Genomic DNA, 18,185 nt, shown 5'->3' with positions numbered 1-18,185 from the left:
GGGGGGAGAGATGCTAAACGTCAGCCATCTGTCGGCGGAGTATCAGGGGCGTCCGGCGCTGCGCGATGTGTCGTTCCAGATCGACAGCGGCGAGCTGGTGGTGGTGCTGGGGCCGTCGGGCTGCGGCAAAACCACCCTGCTGAATCTGATTGCCGGCTTTATGTCGCCGGCGGCGGGCAGCATTACGCTGGACGGCCGGCCGGTCAACGGCCCCGGCGCCGAGCGCGGCGTGGTGTTTCAGCATGAGGGCCTGCTGCCGTGGCGCAACGTGGCGGATAACGTCGAGTTTGGTCTGCAGCTGGCGGGCATCGGCAAGACGCAGCGGCGGGCGGTGGCGCAGGATATGCTGCGCCGTGTCGGCCTGGCCGGCTATGAGCAACATTTTATCTGGCAGCTGTCCGGCGGGATGCGTCAGCGCGTCGGGATCGCCCGCGCACTGGCGGCGGATCCGCGTCTGCTGCTGCTGGATGAGCCGTTCGGCGCGCTGGATGCCTTTACCCGCGAGCAGATGCAGGAGCTGCTGCTCAACATCTGGCGTGATACCGGCAAGCAGGTGCTGCTGATTACGCACGATATTGAAGAGGCGGTCTTTTTAGCCAGCGAGCTGCTGCTGCTGTCACCGGGGCCGGGGCAGGTGGTTGAGCGCCTGTCGCTCGACTTCGGCCGCCGCTACGCCGCCGGTGAAGCGTGCCGTACGATCAAGTCGGACCCTGAGTTTATCGCCCGGCGCGAATATGTGCTCGGCAAGGTCTTCCAACAGCGCGAGGCATTATTATGAGCCTGCATTCCACCTTGAAAGCGACCGTGACGCCGGCGTCGCCGCGCCGTTTTACGCTGCCGCGCCGCGTCTGGCTCAGCGCATCAACGCTGCTGGCGGTGCTGGCGCTGTGGTGGGCGGTGACGGCGCTGGGGCTGATCGACCCGCTGTTTCTGCCGGCGCCGCAGCAGGTACTGCGCCAGCTGATAACCATCGCCGGCCCGCAGGGGTTTATGGACGCCACGCTGTGGCAGCATTTGGGCGCGAGCCTGGGGCGCATTTTGCTGGCGCTGCTGGCGGCGGTGCTGATCGGGATCCCGGTCGGCATTGCGATGGGGCTGAACGACACGGTGCGCGGCATCCTCGACCCGCTGATTGAGATTTACCGCCCGGTGCCGCCGCTGGCCTATCTGCCGCTGATGGTGATTTGGTTCGGCATTGGCGAAACGTCGAAAATTCTGCTGATTTATCTGGCGATTTTTGCTCCGGTCGCGCTGTCGACCGTGGCCGGCGTGCGCAGCGTGGCGCAGGTGCGGGTGCGCGCCGCACGAGCGCTGGGGGCTAACCGCTGGCAGGTGCTGCGCTTTGTGGTGTTGCCGAGCGCGCTGCCGGAAATTCTGACCGGGATCCGCATCGGGCTGGGCGTGGGCTGGTCGACGCTGGTGGCGGCGGAACTGATCGCCGCGACGCGCGGTTTAGGTTTTATGGTGCAGTCCGCCGGTGAGTTTCTGGCGACCGATGTGGTGCTGGCCGGCATCGGCGTGATTGCGATTATTGCATTTGGTTTAGAGCTGGGATTGCGCGCTCTGCAGCGCCGTCTGACCCCGTGGCATGGAGTACAACAATGAACGAACGTCTGGTGATTACCCCGTTAGGGCCGCATATCGGCGCGCTGGTGGAGAATGTTCAGCTGGCGCGGCCGTTGGGCGACGGGCAGTTTGAGCAGCTGTATCACGCGCTGCTCAAACATCAGGTGCTGTTTTTCCGTAATCAGCCGATTACGCCGCTGCAGCAGCGCGATCTGGCCGGGCGCTTCGGCGATCTGCACATTCACCCGGTCTATCCGCACGCCAGCGATGTGGAGGAAATTATCGTGCTGGACACCCACGATAATAATCCGCCGGACAACGATAACTGGCACACCGACGTCACCTTTATCGAAAACCCGCCGCTGGGGGCGATTCTGGCGGCCAAAACGCTGCCGGCCGCCGGCGGCGACACCCTGTGGGCCAGCGGCATTGCCGCCTATGACGCGCTGTCGGCGCCGTTCAAACAGCTGCTGAGCGGCCTGCAGGCGGAGCATGACTTCACGAAATCATTCCCGGAATATAAGCACCGCGGCAGCGAGGAGGAGCATCAGCGCTGGCAACAGGCGGTGCAGAAAAACCCGCCGCTGCTGCACCCGGTGATCCGCACCCATCCGGTAAGCGGCCGCCAGGCGCTGTTCGTCAATGAGGGCTTTACCACGCGGATTGTCGATCTGTCGGCGAAAGAGAGCGAGGCGTTGCTGAGCTTCCTGTTTGCCCATATCACCAAGCCGGAGTTTCAGGTGCGCTGGCGCTGGCAGGAAAATGATATCGCCATCTGGGACAACCGCGTGACGCAGCACTACGCCAACGCGGATTACCTGCCGCAGCGGCGCATTATGCACCGGGCGACAATGCTGGGCGATAAGCCGTTTTACCGCGCCTGAGGAACCGCGCGGCTCATTGCTATGTGCCGCGCGGTGATGTGGGTTGCGTTTAACTCTCGGCGTCGAACGCCTGGGTCAGCTGTTCCAGCTGTTCCTGCGCCTCCAGCCAGGTCATTTCCGTTTCTTCCAGCGCGGATTTGGCCTGGCTTTGCCGTTGCAGGCAGTCGGTCAGTTCGGCCTTGCGGCTGATGTCGTACAGCGCGGAGTCCGCCAGCTGTTCTTCCACCTGCGCCAGCTCGGCGCCCAGCTTTTCCATCTGCTGTTCCAGTTTGGCGATCTGCTTGCGCAGCGGCTGGGTTTGCGTGCGGAACTCGGCGGCGCGGCGCTTTTGATCCTTACGCGCCTGCGCGCTGTTGCCGCCATCCTGTTTCGGCGCGGCGTCCTGCTGCGCCTGCTGTTTTTGCAGATCGCTGAGCCACTGCTGGTAATCCTCCAGATCGCCGGCGAACGGCTCGACCTGGCCGTCGTGCACCAGGTACAGATCGTCGGTGGTTGAACGCAGCAGGTGACGGTCGTGCGACACCACCACCAACGCGCCTTCGAAGTCGATCAGCGCTTCGGTCAGCGCCTGACGCATATCCAGATCCAGATGGTTGGTCGGTTCATCGAGCAGCAGCAGGTTAGGGCGCTGCCAGACGATCAGCGCCAGTACCAGGCGGGCTTTCTCCCCGCCGGAGAAGCGGCCGGTCGCCTCGTTCACTTTGTCGCCCTGGAAGCCGAAGCCGCCGAGGTAGTCGCGTAGCTGCTGTTCCAGCACGCGTGGCGCCATGCGGCTCAGGTGCTGCAGCGGCGATTCGTCGGCGCGCAGGAATTCCAGCTGATGCTGGGCGAAGTAGCCTAGCTTGATGCCTTTCGCCAGGCCTATTTCACCGCTGAGCGGCGCCAGTTCGTCCGCCAGCAGCTTAATCAGGGTGGATTTGCCGGCGCCGTTGCGCCCCAGCAGGCCGATGCGCGAGCCAGGCACCAGGTTCAGTTTGATTGACTGCAGGATCACTTTATCGCCGTAGCCGGCGCTGACTTTTTCCATCCGCAGCAGCGGGTTGGGCAGGCTCTCCGGCTCGCGGAAGCTGAAGCTGAACGGGTTGTCGACGTGCGCCGGCGCGATCAGCTCCATGCGTTCGAGCATCTTGATGCGGCTCTGCGCCTGCTTGGCTTTGGTGGCCTTGGCGCGGAACCGTTCGATATAGCTCTGCAGATGTGCCACCTTTTCCTGCTGAGTCTGGTACAGCGACTGCTGCTGCGCCAGCTTGGTGGCGCGCTGGCGTTCGAACGAGGAGTAGTTACCGGTGTACTCGTTAATGGTCTGCTGTTCGATGTGCAGGATTTTATCGACGATCGGATCGAGGAAGTCGCGGTCGTGCGAAATCAGCACCAGCGTGCCGGGGTAGCTTTTCAGCCAGCGTTCCAGCCAGATGACCGCGTCCAGATCCAGGTGGTTGGTCGGTTCATCGAGCAGCAGCAGGTCGGAACGGCACAGCAGCGCCTGCGCCAGGTTGAGACGCATGCGCCAGCCGCCGGAGAACGCGCGCACCGGGCTTTGTAGCTGTTCGTTGGAAAAGCCGAGGCCGTGCAGCAGGCTGGCGGCGCGGGCGCGGATGGTCCAGGCGTCAATGGCGTCCAGCTTACCGTGCAGCGTGGCGATGGCATTGCCGTCGTTACGTTCGTTGGCCAGCTGCAGCTCCGCTTCCAACTGGCGGAATTCGCGGTCGCCGTCAATCACATACTCCAGCGCCGGTACATCCAGCGCCGGCGTTTCCTGGTTCACCCAGGCCAGCGCCCAACTGCCGGGGAAGGTGTAGCTGCCGCCGTCGGCGGAGAGTTCACCCTTTAGCAGCGACAGCAGGGTCGATTTGCCGCAGCCGTTTTTACCCACCAGACCGACTTTCTGCCCGGGGTTAACCGTGGCCGTGGCGTTGTCCAGCAAGACGCGGGTACCGCGTCGGATTTGTAACGATGAGAATACAATCATAAAGCGCCGTTCTCTGTGTGGTCCCTTACTGCGAATTATTGCCGCGTCGATGCGACTCGAATAATGTAGGAGATATGTTAAATTATCATCAACGTAACAGACCGCAGCGAGCGTGCTGTTTTAAACTATGCGCAGCATGGTAACGGAAAACCGTTGCTCTGACGACGCTATTGGAGGGGAACGATGTTGCAGCCGGCCAAGGTTTTGCTGCTGTATGCCCATCCGGAATCTCATGACTCGGTGGCTAACCGGGTTTTGCTCAAGCCGGCGCAGCAGATGGATAATGTCACCGTACATGATTTGTACGCGCACTACCCCGACTTCTTTATCGATATTCATCATGAGCAGCAGTTGCTGCGTGAACACCAGGTCATTGTTTTTCAACATCCTTTATACACCTACAGCTGCCCGGCGCTGCTGAAGGAGTGGCTGGATCGGGTGCTGTCGCGCGGTTTTGCCAGCGGCGTGGGCGGCGATGCGCTGGCGGGCAAATACTGGCGTTCGGTGATCACCACCGGCGAGCCGGAAGGCGCCTACCGCCTGGGCGGCTACAACCGCTATCCGATCGAAGATATTTTACGTCCCTTCGAGCTGACCGCCGCAATGTGCCATATGCACTGGCTGACGCCGATCGTCGTTTACTGGGCGCGTCGGCAAAAGCCGGAGGTGCTGGCCAGCCACGCCGCCGCCTACGGCGACTGGCTGCGTAATCCTTTGCCGCAACGGAGGGCCTGATCATGGAAGGTTCCGCATTACTGACCGCCGGGCTGCTGTTCCTGTTCGCCGCCGTGGTAACGGTGCCGATTGCCCGTCGTCTGGGAATTGGCGCGGTGCTGGGCTACCTGATTGCCGGTATCGCCATCGGCCCCTGGGGGCTGGGATTTATCCGCGACGTCGAAGAGATTCTGCACTTCTCCGAACTCGGCGTGGTGTTCCTGATGTTTATCATCGGCCTGGAGCTGAATCCCTCCAAGCTGTGGGCGCTGCGGCGCTCGATTTTTGGCGTGGGCACCGGCCAGGTGGCGATCAGCGCCGTTATTCTGGGCGCGCTGCTGTACTTCAGCCATTTTGCCTGGCAGGCGGCGGTGATCGGCGGCATCGGTTTGGCGATGTCCTCCACGGCGATGGCGCTGCAGCTGATGCGTGAAAAGGGTATGAACCGCCATGAGGGCGGCCAGTTGGGGTTTTCGGTGCTGCTGTTCCAGGATATGGCGGTGATCCCGGCGCTGGCGTTGATCCCGATTCTGGCCGGCGGCAGCAGCAGCGACGACTGGGCGAGAATCGCCATGAAGGTGGCGGCCTTCGGCGGGATGCTGCTGGGCGGCCGTTACCTGCTGCGGCCGCTGTTCCGCTATATTGCGGCCTCCGGCGTACGTGAGATTTTTACCGCCGCCGCGCTGTTGGTGGTGTTGGGCTCGGCGCTGTTTATGGATGCGCTGGGGCTGTCGATGGCGCTGGGCACCTTCATCGCCGGGGTGCTGCTGGCGGAAAGCGAGTATCGCCACGAGCTGGAGATCGCCATCGAGCCGTTTAAAGGGCTGTTATTGGGGCTGTTCTTTATTTCCGTCGGCATGGCGTTGAATATCGGCGTACTCTATACCCATCTGCTTGAGGTGGTCGTCGGCGTTCTGCTGCTGGTGGCGGTGAAATACGGCGTGCTGTACGCGCTGGCGCGCATCTTCGGCCTGCGCCGTTCGGTGCGGCTGCAGTTTTCCGGCGTGCTGAGCCAGGGCGGCGAATTCGCGTTTGTGCTGTTTTCGGCGGCGGCGACGCAAAAGGTGCTGCAGAGCGACCAGTTGGCGCTGCTGCTGGTGATCGTCACGCTGTCGATGATGACTACGCCGCTGCTGATGCAGGCGATCGACCGTATTTTGGCCCGCCGCTATAACGCCCGCGACGACGTGGAGGAGACGCCGTACGTCGAGGATGATGAGCCGCAGGTGATCATTGCCGGCTTCGGACGCTTTGGGCAGGTGATCGGCCGCCTGCTGATGGCCAATAAAATGCGGATTACCGTGTTGGAGCGCGACGTCAGCGCCGTCGCGATGCTGCGCCGCTACGGCTATAAAGTGTATTACGGCGACGCTACCGAGCTGGAGCTGCTGCGCGCCGCCGGCGCCGAGAAGGCGAAGTCGATCGTCATCGCCTGCAGCGACCCGGAAGACACCCTGGCGATTGTGCATCTCTGCCAGCAGCACTTCCCCAACCTGGCGATCCTGGCGCGCGCCCGCGGCCGCGTGGAAGCGCATGAGCTGTTGCAGGCCGGTGTGCAGTATTTCAGCCGCGAGACGTTCTCCAGCGCTCTGGAACTGGGGCGCAAGACGCTGATGACGCTGGGAATGCATCCGCATCAGGCCTTTCGCGCCCAGCAGCACTTCCGCCGGCTGGATATGCGCATGCTGCGTGAATTAATGCCGCCGCATCAGGGCGATGTGGCGCAGATTTCCCGTCTGAAAGAGGCGCGGCGCGAGCTGGAAGAGCTGTTCCACCGCGAAATGCAAAAAGAGAGCCGCCAGTTTGACGGCTGGGATGAATATGAATAAGTGGGAGCAACAAGCATGTCTGTAACTCGTAAGCGTTTTATCGCCGGTGCGGTTTGCCCGAGCTGTAATGCGATGGATACGCTGGCCGTCTGGCGCGAAGATCAGGTTGAAGTGGTGGAGTGCGTGAAGTGCGGCCATCATCAGCGCCAGACGGAGCAACAGGTGGAAAAACACGTGCGTCCGCAAGAGCAGGTTATCGGGATTTTCCAGCCGGAATAGCGCCGTTTGCCGCGATTTTTTATGCTGGAGGGTACAGCGGAGTAGATTTCCGTTACAATCTACCCGTTAGAGTTGCTGCCGGCGCAGGTTGGCGCAGCTGAAAGTATCCAACGGTAGGAGATATCATGAAAGTAGCAAAAGACTCGGTAGTCAGCCTGGCTTACCAAGTACGTACAGAAGACGGTGTTTTGGTTGATGAGTCTCCGGTGAGTGCACCGCTGGACTATCTGCACGGGCATGGTTCTCTGATTGCAGGTCTGGAAAAAGCGCTCGAAGGCCACGCGGTGGGCGATCGTTTCGACGTTCACGTTGGCGCTAACGAAGCCTACGGCAACTATGATGAAAACCTGGTGCAGCGCGTACCAAAAGACGTTTTCATGGGCGTTGACGAGCTGCAGGTTGGCATGCGTTTCCTGGCTGATACCGATCAGGGTCCGGTTCCGGTTGAAATCACCGAAGTGGACGGCGATCACGTGGTGGTTGACGGTAACCACATGCTGGCGGGCCAGAACCTGAACTTCAACGTTGAAGTCGTGGCTATCCGTGAAGCGACGGCGGAAGAACTGGCGCACGGCCACGTTCACGGCGAGCACGATCATCACCACGAGCACGGCGACGGTTGCTGCGGCGGTCACGGCCACGATCATGGTCACGACCACGCTGAAGACAAAAAAGGCGGTTGCGGCAACGGCGGTTGCGGCTGCCACTAAGCGCGCAGCGCGCTGCAGGAAAAGGTCGCTTCGGCGGCCTTTTTTTATGCTCCTGCGGTGCCGCGGTCAGTAGTGGGGAGGCGGCGTCTCTTCCGATTGCGAGGCAATCATGGAAGGCTGGGCGGCGCGCAGTTTATCGGTAAGCAGATGCAGATGCTCGCGCATTTTCAGCAGCTCCAGCTGCTGCTGGACCACCGTCTGGTTCAGCTCTTCGATGGTGACTTCCTGAAAAGCCTGGCGGCTTTCCAACTCTTCCAGCCGTTGTAACAGGCTTTCATTGCCGGCGTTGTGCATGGCGGTGACCTCTGACACTGTTAAATCTTGATTGCTGGCGTTATGGTAACAGCTGCGGCGCGTTTTGCGCTGTGCTATTTAGCTGAGGCGGGGTGTAAAAGCGCACCTGACGGGGCCGTTTTATGTCATGGTGCCGCAGTGGCTCAAGAAAAGTCTGATTTATCATGCGGGTAAAAATGAGAGGAAACTTCTCTTTGAATACGAAGTCACACTTTGACTCGATTGGTTACCTGTGCGACTGTCTTGTTTTCTTGCAGCCCGCTATAGTAGCCCGGTTATCTTACTTAATGATTGTTTGGGGCACCGCTTCAGACACTGGAGAAATGGATGAAATCTTTGTTTAAAGTCACGCTTCTGGCAACCACCATGGCTTTTGCTCTGAATGCGACTCAGGCTATGGCCGCCGATGCGGCAAAACCTGCTGATGCCGCCGCTGCGCCAAGCACCGGCAAATTCAAGAACGATGACGAACAAGCGGCTTACGCGCTGGGCGCGTCCCTGGGCCGTTACATGGACAACTCTCTCAAAGAGCAAGAAAAACTGGGTATCAAACTGGATAAAGACCAGTTGATCGCCGGCGTTCAGGACGCTTTCGCCAACAAGAGCAAGCTGAATGACGCGGATATTGAGAAAACCCTGCAGGGCTTCGAAGCGCGCGTGAAGTCTTCCGCTCAGGCGAAGATGGAGCAGGACGCGAAAGAGAACGAAGAGAAAGGCGCGAAATACCGTGACACCTTCGCCAAAGAAAAAGGCGTGAAGAAAACGGAATCCGGCCTGCTGTACCAGGTAGAGAAACCAGGTACCGGCAATGCGCCGAAAGATAGCGACACCGTGGTGGTGAACTACAAGGGCACCCTGATTGACGGTAAAGAGTTTGATAACTCCTACACCCGCGGCGAGCCGCTGTCATTCCGTCTGGACGGCGTGATCCCTGGCTGGACTGAAGGCCTGAAGCACATCAAGAAGGGCGGTAAAATCAAGCTGGTTATCCCACCGGCGCTGGCCTACGGTAAAACCGGCGTTCCGGGCATCCCGGCCAACTCCACCCTGGTGTTCGACGTTGAGCTGCTGGACGTGAAAGCCACGCCGAAAGCCGACGCCAAAGCAGAAAAACCTGCTGCTGCGGACGCTAAAGCAAAAGCGAAATAAGCGCTCCCTGTACGCCACCGCCGCGATTGTATCGCGGCGGTTTTCGTTTATTTCCCCGTCATCCGTTCTCATCGCGCCACAACTTTCTCTGCCTCCGCGCCCTGATCACTTGACGCCCGCCGGGCATGAGCTTAACGTCAATACCACGTGAAAATGAAAGGATTTGGTTTCGGTCGCGCTGACCGGATCGGATTCAGACAATTATGTCCTGCGTCTGCCCCTTTAGGGCGTGTATCTAAAACTGTTTTCGACCTGCACGAGCCGTTTTAGCTGCGCCCCCTGGCACAGGCGATTTATGAGGGTGGTATCTCCGATGTCTAATTCGCTTTTATCCAGCGAAGCCGGCGAGCTTGATTTGCTCAATGAGCGTCCGTTTAACCAGACGGATTATGAAATCCTGAAGTCTTATGAGGCGGTGGTCGATGGTCTGGCGATGCTGATCGGCTCGCACTGTGAGATCGTGCTGCATTCGCTGGAGGATTTGAAATGCTCTGCGGTGCGCATTGCCAACGGTGAGCATACCGGCCGGCAGATCGGCTCGCCGATAACCGATCTGGCGCTGCGTATGCTGCATGACATGGCCGGCGATGACAGCAGCGTTTCCAAAGCCTATTTCACCCGCGCCAAAAGCGGCGTGCTGATGAAATCGGTCACCATCGCTATTCGCAACCGCGAACAGCGCGTGATCGGCCTGCTGTGCATCAATATGAACCTCGACGTGCCGTTCTCTCAGGTGATGCAAAGCTTTATGCCGCCGGAAACTCAGGAGATCGCCTCGTCGGTGAACTTCGCCTCGTCGGTGGACGATCTGGTGGCGCAAACGCTGGAGTTCACCATTGAAGAAGTGAACGCCGACCGTAACGTCTCCAACAACGCCAAGAACCGGCAGGTGGTGCTGAACCTGTATGAGAAGGGGATTTTTGATATCAAGGACGCGATCAATCAGGTGGCTGACCGGCTGAATATCTCCAAGCACACCGTGTATTTGTACATCCGCCAGTTTAAAAGCGGCGATCTGCTGGGTAATGAACGGTGACGCTGAGTTATTGCCTGTTGGTCACCGGGCCGGCTTACGGTACGCAGCAGGCCAGCAGCGCCTATCAGTTCGCCCAGGCGCTGCTGGCGGCCGGACACCGGTTGAGCAGCGTGTTTTTCTACCGGGAAGGGGTGCTGAACGCCAACCGGCTGAGCGCGCCGGCCAGCGATGAGTTTGATCTGGTGCGCGCCTGGAGCGAGCTGGCGCAGCAGCATCACGTCACGCTGAACGTCTGCGTGGCGGCGGCGCTGCGCCGCGGCGTGACCGATGAACATGAGGCGCGCGAGCAGGGACTGGCGGCGGCGAACCTGCAGCCCGGCTTTACGCTCAGCGGGCTGGGCGCCCTGGCGGAAGCCGCGCTCAGCTGCGACCGCATGGTACAGTTTTAAGAGATGACGATGAAACGAGTGGCCTTTGTCTTTACCCAGGCGCCGCACGGCAACGCCTCCGGGCGGGAAGGGCTTGACGCTCTGCTCGCGACGTCGGCGCTGAGCGAGCAGCTGGGCGTATTTTTTATCGGCGACGGCGTGCTGCAGCTGCTGCCGGGCCAGCAGCCGGAAAAGGTGCTGGGGCGCAACTACATCGCGACCTTCGGCGTCTTGCCGCTGTATGACGTTGAGCAATGTTATCTGTGCGAGGCGTCGCTGCAGGCGCGCGGTCTGGCGCAGGTTGAGAACTGGGTGCTGGACGCCGAGGTGCTGGCGCCTGAATCCCTGCGACAAAAACTGGCCGCCTTCGACGTGGTGATGACTTTTTAGGAATGTCCCGATGCTGTTTACCCTGAGCCGTTCTCCCGCGCAGTGCGACCTGCCGACGCTGCTGCGTCAGGCGTCGCCCGGCGATGCGCTGCTGCTGCTGCAGGACGGCGTTCTGGCCGCGCTGGCCGGCGCCCACCTTGATTTGCTGCTCGCCGCCCCCATCTCTCTTTACGCGCTGCGCAATGACCTGGAGGCGCGGGGACTGAGTGGTCATATTTCGCACAAAGTCACCGTCATTGACTATAATCACTTCGTTGAATTAACCACAGTGCATCGCAGCCAAATGGCCTGGTAATGACGACGATGCTGTATATTTCTTGACACCTCTTCGGGTCGGCAATAAAATTCTGCGTCCTCGTACTTTGCCAATAGTGCATACGAGGGGATTTATCACATGTTTACGAAGCTAGTACGAAGCAAAAACCAGGAGCTTTTTTAATGGCAACAATTAACCAGCTGGTTCGCAAACCACGCTCTGTGAAGGCTGCTAAAAGCAACGTTCCAGCGCTGGAAGCCTGCCCGCAAAAACGTGGTGTATGTACCCGCGTATATACCACCACTCCGAAAAAACCAAACTCCGCACTGCGTAAAGTATGCCGTGTGCGTTTGACCAACGGTTTCGAAGTGACTTCCTACATCGGTGGTGAAGGTCACAACCTGCAGGAGCACTCCGTGATCCTGATCCGCGGCGGTCGTGTTAAAGACTTGCCAGGTGTGCGTTACCACACCGTTCGCGGCGCACTTGACTGCTCCGGTGTTAAAGACCGTAAGCAAGCTCGTTCCAAGTACGGCGTGAAGAAGCCAAAGGCTTAATGGTTCTCCGTTAAGTAAGGCCAAACGTTTTAACTTTAATGTCAAAATAAACTCGTAGAGTTTTGGACAATCCTGAATTAACAACGGAGTATTTCCATGCCACGTCGTCGCGTAATCGGCCAACGTAAAATTCTGCCAGATCCTAAGTTCGGATCTGAGCTGCTGGCCAAATTTGTAAATATCCTGATGGTAGACGGTAAAAAATCTACCGCAGAAGCAATCGTCTATACCGCGCTGGAGACCCTGGCTCAGCGTTCTGGTAAAGATCACCTGGAAGCTTTTGAAGTAGCTCTGGACAACGTTCGCCCGACTGTCGAAGTTAAGTCGCGCCGCGTTGGTGGTTCTACTTACCAAGTACCAGTTGAAGTTCGTCCGGTTCGTCGCAATGCTCTGGCAATGCGCTGGATCGTTGATGCTGCTCGTAAACGCGGTGATAAATCCATGGCTCTGCGCCTGGCGAACGAACTGTCTGACGCAGCAGAGAACAAAGGTTCTGCTGTTAAGAAGCGTGAAGACGTTCACCGCATGGCCGAAGCCAACAAGGCGTTCGCGCACTACCGCTGGTAATCACCACGCTGTAGTTATGCTAACCAAGCGGGCGCTTCAAGAAGCTCACCCGCTTGGGTTAACTGAACTTGAACGCCTAAGGCAATAGAGGAATCAAATGGCTCGTACAACACCTATTGCACGCTACCGCAACATCGGTATCAGTGCACACATCGACGCCGGTAAAACCACCACTACCGAACGTATCCTGTTCTACACCGGTGTAAACCATAAACTCGGTGAAGTTCATGACGGCGCTGCCACCATGGACTGGATGGAACAGGAGCAGGAGCGTGGTATTACCATCACTTCTGCAGCGACAACTGCTTTCTGGTCTGGTATGGCCAAGCAGTATGAACCGCACCGCGTAAACATCATCGACACCCCGGGACACGTTGACTTCACCATCGAAGTAGAACGTTCCATGCGTGTGTTGGATGGCGCAGTGATGGTTTACTGTGCTGTTGGTGGTGTTCAGCCACAGTCTGAAACCGTATGGCGTCAGGCTAACAAATACAAAGTTCCACGTATCGCGTTCGTTAACAAAATGGACCGTATGGGTGCGAACTTCCTGAAAGTTGTTGACCAGATCAAAACCCGTCTGGGCGCAACTCCAGTTCCACTGCAGCTGGCGATCGGCGCTGAAGAAGCGTTCACCGGCGTTGTTGACCTGGTGAAAATGAAAGCCATCAACTGGAACGACGCTGACGCGGGCGTAACCTTCGAATACGAAGATATCCCTGCTGATATGGTCGAACTGGCTGACGAATGGCACCAGAACCTGATCGAATCCGCAGCTGAAGCCTCTGAAGAGCTGATGGAAAAATACCTGGGCGGCGACGAGCTGACCGAGGAAGAGATCAAGTCTGCACTGCGTCAGCGCGTGCTGAACAACGAAATCATCCTGGTAACCTGTGGTTCTGCATTTAAGAACAAAGGTGTTCAGGCGATGCTGGATGCGGTAATCGATTACCTGCCATCCCCAGTCGATGTTCCTGCGATCAACGGTATGCTGGACGACGGTAAAGACACGCCGGCTGAGCGTCACGCTGACGACAAAGAGCCGTTTGCTGCTCTGGCGTTCAAAATCGCTACCGACCCGTTCGTAGGTAACCTGACCTTCTTCCGCGTTTACTCCGGTGTGGTTAACTCCGGCGATACCGTGCTGAACTCCGTGAAAGCTGCACGTGAGCGTTTCGGCCGTATCGTTCAGATGCACGCCAACAAACGTGAAGAGATCAAAGAAGTTCGCGCGGGCGACATCGCCGCGGCTATCGGTCTGAAAGACGTAACCACGGGTGATACCCTGTGTGATCCAGATGCGCCGATCATTCTGGAGCGTATGGAATTCCCTGAGCCGGTAATCTCCATCGCCGTTGAGCCGAAAACCAAAGCTGACCAGGAAAAAATGGGTCTGGCTCTGGGCCGTCTGGCTAAAGAAGACCCGTCATTCCGCGTATGGACTGATGAAGAATCTAACCAGACCATCATCGCTGGTATGGGTGAGCTGCACCTCGACATCATCGTTGACCGTATGAAGCGTGAGTTCAACGTTGAAGCGAACGTCGGTAAACCACAGGTTGCTTATCGCGAAGCGATTCGCTCCAAAGTTACCGATATCGAAGGTAAGCACGCCAAGCAGTCTGGTGGTCGTGGTCAGTACGGTCACGTTGTGATCGACATGTACCCACTGGAGCCGGGCTCTAACCCTAAAGGTTACGAGTTCGTCAACGACATCAAGGGCGGTGTAATTCCAACCGAATACATCCCTGCCGTTGATAAAGGCCTCCAGGAGCAGCTGAAAGCTGGTCCGCTGGCTGGTTACCCAGTTGTAGATCTCGGCGTGCGTCTGCACTTCGGTTCTTACCACGACGTTGACTCCTCTGAACTGGCGTTTAAACTGGCCGCTTCCATTGCCTTTAAAGATGGCTTTAAGAAAGCGAACCCAGTTCTGCTTGAGCCTATCATGAAGGTTGAAGTGGAAACTCCAGAAGAGAACACTGGTGACGTCATCGGTGACCTGAGCCGTCGTCGTGGTATGCTGCGCGGTCAGGAATCTGAAGTAACTGGCGTTAAGATCCACGCTGAAGTACCGCTGTCTGAAATGTTCGGATATGCAACTCAGCTGCGTTCTCTGACCAAAGGTCGTGCATCATACACCATGGAATTCCTGAAGTATGATGATGCGCCGAACAACGTTGCTCAGGCCGTTATTGAAGCCCGTGGTAAATAAGCCTTAGGGTTAAAACCAAAGTCCCGTGCTCTCTCCTTATGGGGAGAGCGCTATAGTAAGGAATATAGCCGTGTCTAAAGAAAAATTTGAACGTACAAAACCGCACGTTAACGTTGGTACTATCGGCCACGTTGACCACGGTAAAACTACCCTGACTGCAGCAATCACTACCGTACTGGCTAAAACCTACGGCGGTGCTGCTCGCGCATTCGACCAGATCGATAACGCGCCAGAAGAAAAAGCTCGTGGTATCACCATCAACACTTCTCACGTTGAGTATGACACCCCGACTCGTCACTACGCGCACGTTGACTGCCCAGGGCACGCCGACTACGTGAAAAACATGATCACCGGTGCAGCGCAGATGGACGGCGCAATCCTGGTAGTAGCAGCGACTGACGGCCCAATGCCTCAGACCCGTGAGCACATCCTGCTGGGCCGCCAGGTAGGCGTACCTTACATCATCGTATTCATGAACAAATGCGACATGGTAGATGATGAAGAGCTGCTGGAACTGGTAGAGATGGAAGTTCGCGAACTGCTGTCTGCTTACGACTTCCCAGGCGACGACCTGCCGGTAATCCGTGGTTCCGCGCTGAAAGCGCTGGAAGGCGAAGCCGAGTGGGAAGCGAAAATCGTTGAGCTGGCAGAAGCGCTGGACAGCTACATCCCAGAGCCAGAGCGTGCTGTAGACAAGCCGTTCCTGCTGCCAATCGAAGACGTATTCTCCATCTCTGGTCGTGGCACCGTTGTTACCGGTCGTGTAGAGCGCGGTATCATCAAAGTTGGTGAAGAAGTAGAAATCGTAGGTATCAAAGACACCGTTAAGTCTACCTGTACTGGCGTAGAAATGTTCCGCAAACTGCTGGACGAAGGCCGTGCTGGTGAGAACGTAGGTGTTCTGCTGCGTGGTATCAAGCGTGAAGAAATCGAACGTGGTCAGGTACTGGCGAAGCCAGGTTCAATCAAGCCGCACACCCAGTTCGAATCTGAAGTGTACATTCTGTCCAAAGACGAAGGCGGCCGTCATACTCCGTTCTTCAAAGGCTACCGTCCACAGTTCTACTTCCGTACAACTGACGTGACCGGTACCATCGAACTGCCAGAAGGCGTAGAGATGGTAATGCCAGGCGACAACGTGAACATGAAAGTTACTCTGATTCACCCAATCGCAATGGACGACGGTCTGCGTTTCGCAATCCGTGAAGGCGGCCGTACCGTAGGCGCGGGCGTTGTTGCTAAAGTTATCGCTTAATCGCTGATAATTTATCAACACAATAAAGAGGGCACTTCGGTGCCCTTTTTTTATACAAATTGTGCAAATCTTAATTGAAATAAAAAGCATTCTTATTTAGACTTACTCAAAGGTTAAGAAGTGAGTCTCCTATGTACGTATGCCTGTGTAATGCCGTGACTGACAAAGCGATTCGTAAAGCGGTGCGTCAGCACAACCCCCATACCATGAAGCAGCTGCGAGACCTGGTGCCGATTGGTAGTGACTGCGGGAAATGCATTCGCCAGGCACGCCAGATTATGGTGGAGGAACGCGCAGCCATTATTCATATGCATGAAGTTGCCTAACAGAAGGTAAGGTCATTTTTTGACTCTTGACGCACAGGTTCTACACTTTTAGAACTGGTCAGGAGGAATACCTTATGAAAGGCGATAAAAAGATCATTGCGCATCTCAACAAACTGCTCGGCAACGAGTTGGTTGCCATCAATCAATACTTCCTACACGCCCGCATGTTCAAGAATTGGGGCTTAATGCGCCTCAACGACAAGGAATATCACGAGTCCATTGATGAAATGAAGCACGCCGATCGCTATATCGAGCGCATTTTGTTTCTGGAAGGCATCCCGAATTTACAAGATCTCGGCAAACTGAATATCGGTGAAGATATTGAGGAGATGCTGCGCTCGGATCTGGCGCTGGAGTTGGATGGCGCCAAGAATTTGCGTGAAGGCATCGCCTACGCCGACTCCATCCATGACTATGTCAGCCGCGATCTGATGATTGAGATTCTGGCGGATGAAGAAGAGCATATCGACTGGCTGGAAACCGAGCTGGACCTTATCCAGCGGCTGGGTATTCAAAATTACGCACAGGCCCAGGTGCTGGAGCGTAAAGAGTGACGTAACCCGTCGCCTGCCACTGAACCGCCGGCAGCCTGGTTGCCGGCAGGGCAGGGGAGCGCCCGCCGTTTTGTTTCCATCCGCATCAATCCCCATCCATGTCACGAAAACGCCGATATTCTGCGCATATTTTCATCTGCGCCTTGCTTTGACGCTCATTTTGCGTATAATGCGCGGGCTTACCTAATCTTGGTAGCCTGATTTTAGCGAATCAGTCGATCGGCAGCCATTTGTGCCTTTCGAACAATACTCCCGATATGGGAGTTATATGTTGACGATTACACTCCCCCATCAATCGAAATGGGTGTGAGGAGTAATTATTTACGTTTATAAAATAATTGGAGCTCTGGTCTCATGCAGAACCAAAGAATCCGTATCCGCCTGAAAGCGTTTGATCATCGTCTGATCGATCAATCAACCGCGGAAATCGTCGAGACTGCTAAGCGCACTGGTGCGCAAGTCCGTGGTCCGATCCCGCTGCCGACCCGCAAAGAGCGTTTTACCGTTCTGATCTCTCCGCACGTCAACAAAGACGCGCGCGATCAGTACGAAATCCGTACTCACAAGCGTCTGGTTGACATCGTTGAGCCAACCGAGAAAACCGTTGATGCTCTGATGCGTCTGGATCTGGCTGCCGGTGTAGACGTGCAGATCAGCCTGGGTTAATCAGGTCATTGAGCGATTGAGAGGTTGAAACAATGATTGGTTTAGTCGGTAAAAAAGTGGGCATGACTCGCATCTTCACTGAAGAAGGCGTTTCCATCCCAGTAACCGTAATCGAAATTGAAGCGAACCGCGTAACTCAGGTTAAGAGCCTGGATAACGACGGATACAGTGCCATTCAGGTCACCACCGGTAGCAAAAAAGCGAACCGCGTGACCAAGCCTGAAGCTGGCCATTTCGCTAAAGCTGGCGTTGAAGCTGGCCGTGGTTTGTGGGAATTCCGCCTGGAAGAAGGTCAGGAATACACTGCAGGTCAGGAAATTAGCGTAGAAATCTTCGCTGACGTTAAAAAAGTTGACGTAACCGGTACTTCTAAAGGTAAAGGTTTTGCTGGCACTGTTAAGCGCTGGAACTTCCGTACCCAAGACGCTACCCACGGCAACTCCTTGTCTCACCGCGTTCCGGGTTCTATCGGTCAGAACCAGACTCCGGGCAAAGTGTTCAAAGGCAAGAAAATGGCAGGCCACCTGGGTGACGAACGCGTAACCGTTCAGAGCCTGGACGTAGTACGTGTTGACGCTGAGCGCAACCTGCTGCTGGTAAAAGGTGCTGTTCCGGGTGCAACCGGTGGCAACCTGATCGTTAAACCAGCTGTGAAGGCGTAAGG

General features: G+C 57.1%; 22 protein-coding genes. 20 read left to right on the top strand and 2 right to left on the bottom strand.

Annotation, left to right across the window (positions count from 1 at the left end; genetic code table 11):
* The first annotated feature begins 10 nt into the window (after positions 1-10).
* Genes tauB through tauD form a run of 3 tightly spaced genes read left to right on the top strand, consistent with a single transcriptional unit; the run spans position 11 to position 2,450 of the window.
* Positions 11-778 (top strand): taurine ABC transporter ATP-binding subunit, encoded by a 768-nt coding sequence (gene tauB, locus D781_RS20670; RefSeq protein WP_015962166.1) that lies wholly within the window; start codon positions 11-13, stop codon positions 776-778.
* Positions 775-1,605, top strand: a complete 831-nt coding sequence (tauC, locus tag D781_RS20665; protein ID WP_015962165.1) for a taurine ABC transporter permease TauC — start codon at positions 775-777, stop codon at positions 1,603-1,605. The genes tauB and tauC overlap by 4 nt, the downstream gene beginning before the upstream one ends.
* Positions 1,602-2,450 (top strand): taurine dioxygenase, encoded by an 849-nt coding sequence (gene tauD / locus D781_RS20660; protein WP_015962164.1) that lies wholly within the window; start codon positions 1,602-1,604, stop codon positions 2,448-2,450. The genes tauC and tauD overlap by 4 nt, the downstream gene beginning before the upstream one ends.
* Positions 2,451-2,499: 49 nt before the next feature.
* Here tauD and D781_RS20655 read toward each other — a convergent pair whose 3' ends face one another.
* Positions 2,500-4,419, bottom strand: coding sequence for an ABC transporter ATP-binding protein (locus D781_RS20655; protein ID WP_015962163.1), 1,920 nt, complete (start codon positions 4,417-4,419; stop codon positions 2,500-2,502).
* A gap of 183 nt (positions 4,420-4,602) precedes the next feature.
* Here D781_RS20655 and kefG point away from each other — a divergent pair, with 183 nt between their 5' ends.
* The 4 genes from kefG to slyD all read left to right on the top strand — a co-directional run bounded on the left by kefG (position 4,603) and on the right by slyD (position 7,891).
* Positions 4,603-5,154, top strand: a complete 552-nt coding sequence (gene kefG, locus D781_RS20650; RefSeq protein WP_015962162.1) for a glutathione-regulated potassium-efflux system ancillary protein KefG — start codon at positions 4,603-4,605, stop codon at positions 5,152-5,154.
* A gap of 2 nt (positions 5,155-5,156) precedes the next feature.
* On the top strand, positions 5,157-6,962 hold the full coding sequence (kefB, locus tag D781_RS20645) for a glutathione-regulated potassium-efflux system protein KefB (RefSeq protein WP_015962161.1): 1,806 nt from the start codon (positions 5,157-5,159) through the stop codon (positions 6,960-6,962).
* A gap of 15 nt (positions 6,963-6,977) precedes the next feature.
* The gene (locus D781_RS20640; RefSeq protein ID WP_015962160.1) at positions 6,978-7,181 is read left to right on the top strand and encodes a YheV family putative zinc ribbon protein; all 204 of its coding nucleotides are present in this window, start codon (positions 6,978-6,980) and stop codon (positions 7,179-7,181) included.
* Between the two features lie 125 nt (positions 7,182-7,306).
* Positions 7,307-7,891, top strand: a complete 585-nt coding sequence (slyD, locus tag D781_RS20635) for a peptidylprolyl isomerase (RefSeq protein WP_015962159.1) — start codon at positions 7,307-7,309, stop codon at positions 7,889-7,891.
* A gap of 66 nt (positions 7,892-7,957) precedes the next feature.
* Here slyD and D781_RS20630 read toward each other — a convergent pair whose 3' ends face one another.
* Entirely contained in the window at positions 7,958-8,185 is a 228-nt protein-coding gene (locus D781_RS20630; protein ID WP_015962158.1) for a SlyX family protein, read from the bottom strand.
* Between the two features lie 327 nt (positions 8,186-8,512).
* On the opposite strand from D781_RS20630, the gene fkpA reads away from it, so the two are divergent.
* The 13 genes from fkpA to rplC all read left to right on the top strand — a co-directional run bounded on the left by fkpA (position 8,513) and on the right by rplC (position 18,183).
* Positions 8,513-9,334 (top strand): FKBP-type peptidyl-prolyl cis-trans isomerase, encoded by an 822-nt coding sequence (gene fkpA, locus D781_RS20625; protein ID WP_015962157.1) that lies wholly within the window; start codon positions 8,513-8,515, stop codon positions 9,332-9,334.
* 313 nt (positions 9,335-9,647) lie between these two features.
* The gene (locus D781_RS20620; protein ID WP_015962156.1) at positions 9,648-10,370 is read left to right on the top strand and encodes a transcriptional regulator; all 723 of its coding nucleotides are present in this window, start codon (positions 9,648-9,650) and stop codon (positions 10,368-10,370) included.
* A gap of 2 nt (positions 10,371-10,372) precedes the next feature.
* Positions 10,373-10,759: a sulfurtransferase complex subunit TusD gene (gene tusD, locus D781_RS20615; protein ID WP_041412257.1), complete on the top strand. Its 387-nt coding sequence runs from the start codon at positions 10,373-10,375 to the stop codon at positions 10,757-10,759.
* A gap of 3 nt (positions 10,760-10,762) precedes the next feature.
* On the top strand, positions 10,763-11,128 hold the full coding sequence (tusC, locus tag D781_RS20610; RefSeq protein WP_102024989.1) for a sulfurtransferase complex subunit TusC: 366 nt from the start codon (positions 10,763-10,765) through the stop codon (positions 11,126-11,128).
* 10 nt (positions 11,129-11,138) lie between these two features.
* Positions 11,139-11,423, top strand: coding sequence for a sulfurtransferase complex subunit TusB (gene tusB / locus D781_RS20605; RefSeq protein ID WP_015962153.1), 285 nt, complete (start codon positions 11,139-11,141; stop codon positions 11,421-11,423).
* A gap of 143 nt (positions 11,424-11,566) precedes the next feature.
* Positions 11,567-11,941, top strand: coding sequence for a 30S ribosomal protein S12 (gene rpsL / locus D781_RS23110; protein ID WP_004930426.1), 375 nt, complete (start codon positions 11,567-11,569; stop codon positions 11,939-11,941).
* A gap of 96 nt (positions 11,942-12,037) precedes the next feature.
* Positions 12,038-12,508 carry a 30S ribosomal protein S7 gene (rpsG, locus tag D781_RS20595; protein ID WP_004956203.1) on the top strand — a complete coding sequence of 157 codons (471 nt, stop codon included), beginning with the start codon at positions 12,038-12,040 and terminating at the stop codon, positions 12,506-12,508.
* 97 nt (positions 12,509-12,605) lie between these two features.
* A complete protein-coding gene (fusA, locus tag D781_RS20590) occupies positions 12,606-14,720 on the top strand; it encodes an elongation factor G (protein ID WP_015962152.1) in 2,115 nt (704 codons plus the stop codon).
* A gap of 70 nt (positions 14,721-14,790) precedes the next feature.
* Entirely contained in the window at positions 14,791-15,975 is a 1,185-nt protein-coding gene (gene tuf / locus D781_RS20585; protein WP_015344220.1) for an elongation factor Tu, read from the top strand.
* Between the two features lie 131 nt (positions 15,976-16,106).
* Positions 16,107-16,301, top strand: coding sequence for a bacterioferritin-associated ferredoxin (gene bfd / locus D781_RS20580; protein WP_015962151.1), 195 nt, complete (start codon positions 16,107-16,109; stop codon positions 16,299-16,301).
* Between the two features lie 74 nt (positions 16,302-16,375).
* Positions 16,376-16,855 (top strand): bacterioferritin, encoded by a 480-nt coding sequence (gene bfr, locus D781_RS20575; RefSeq protein ID WP_015962150.1) that lies wholly within the window; start codon positions 16,376-16,378, stop codon positions 16,853-16,855.
* Positions 16,856-17,209: 354 nt separating this feature from the next.
* A complete protein-coding gene (rpsJ, locus tag D781_RS20570; RefSeq protein WP_001181005.1) occupies positions 17,210-17,521 on the top strand; it encodes a 30S ribosomal protein S10 in 312 nt (103 codons plus the stop codon).
* A 32-nt stretch (positions 17,522-17,553) separates the two neighbouring features.
* Complete coding sequence (gene rplC, locus D781_RS20565; RefSeq protein WP_015962149.1) at positions 17,554-18,183, top strand: 50S ribosomal protein L3; 630 nt, start codon at positions 17,554-17,556, stop codon at positions 18,181-18,183.
* The last annotated feature ends 2 nt before the right edge of the window (positions 18,184-18,185 follow it).

The sequence above is a fragment of the Serratia sp. FGI94 genome, from assembly GCF_000330865.1.
Taxonomy (GTDB): Bacteria; Pseudomonadota; Gammaproteobacteria; order Enterobacterales; family Enterobacteriaceae; genus Serratia_B; species Serratia_B rubidaea.
This window is presented reverse-complemented; position numbering and strand designations above follow the sequence as displayed.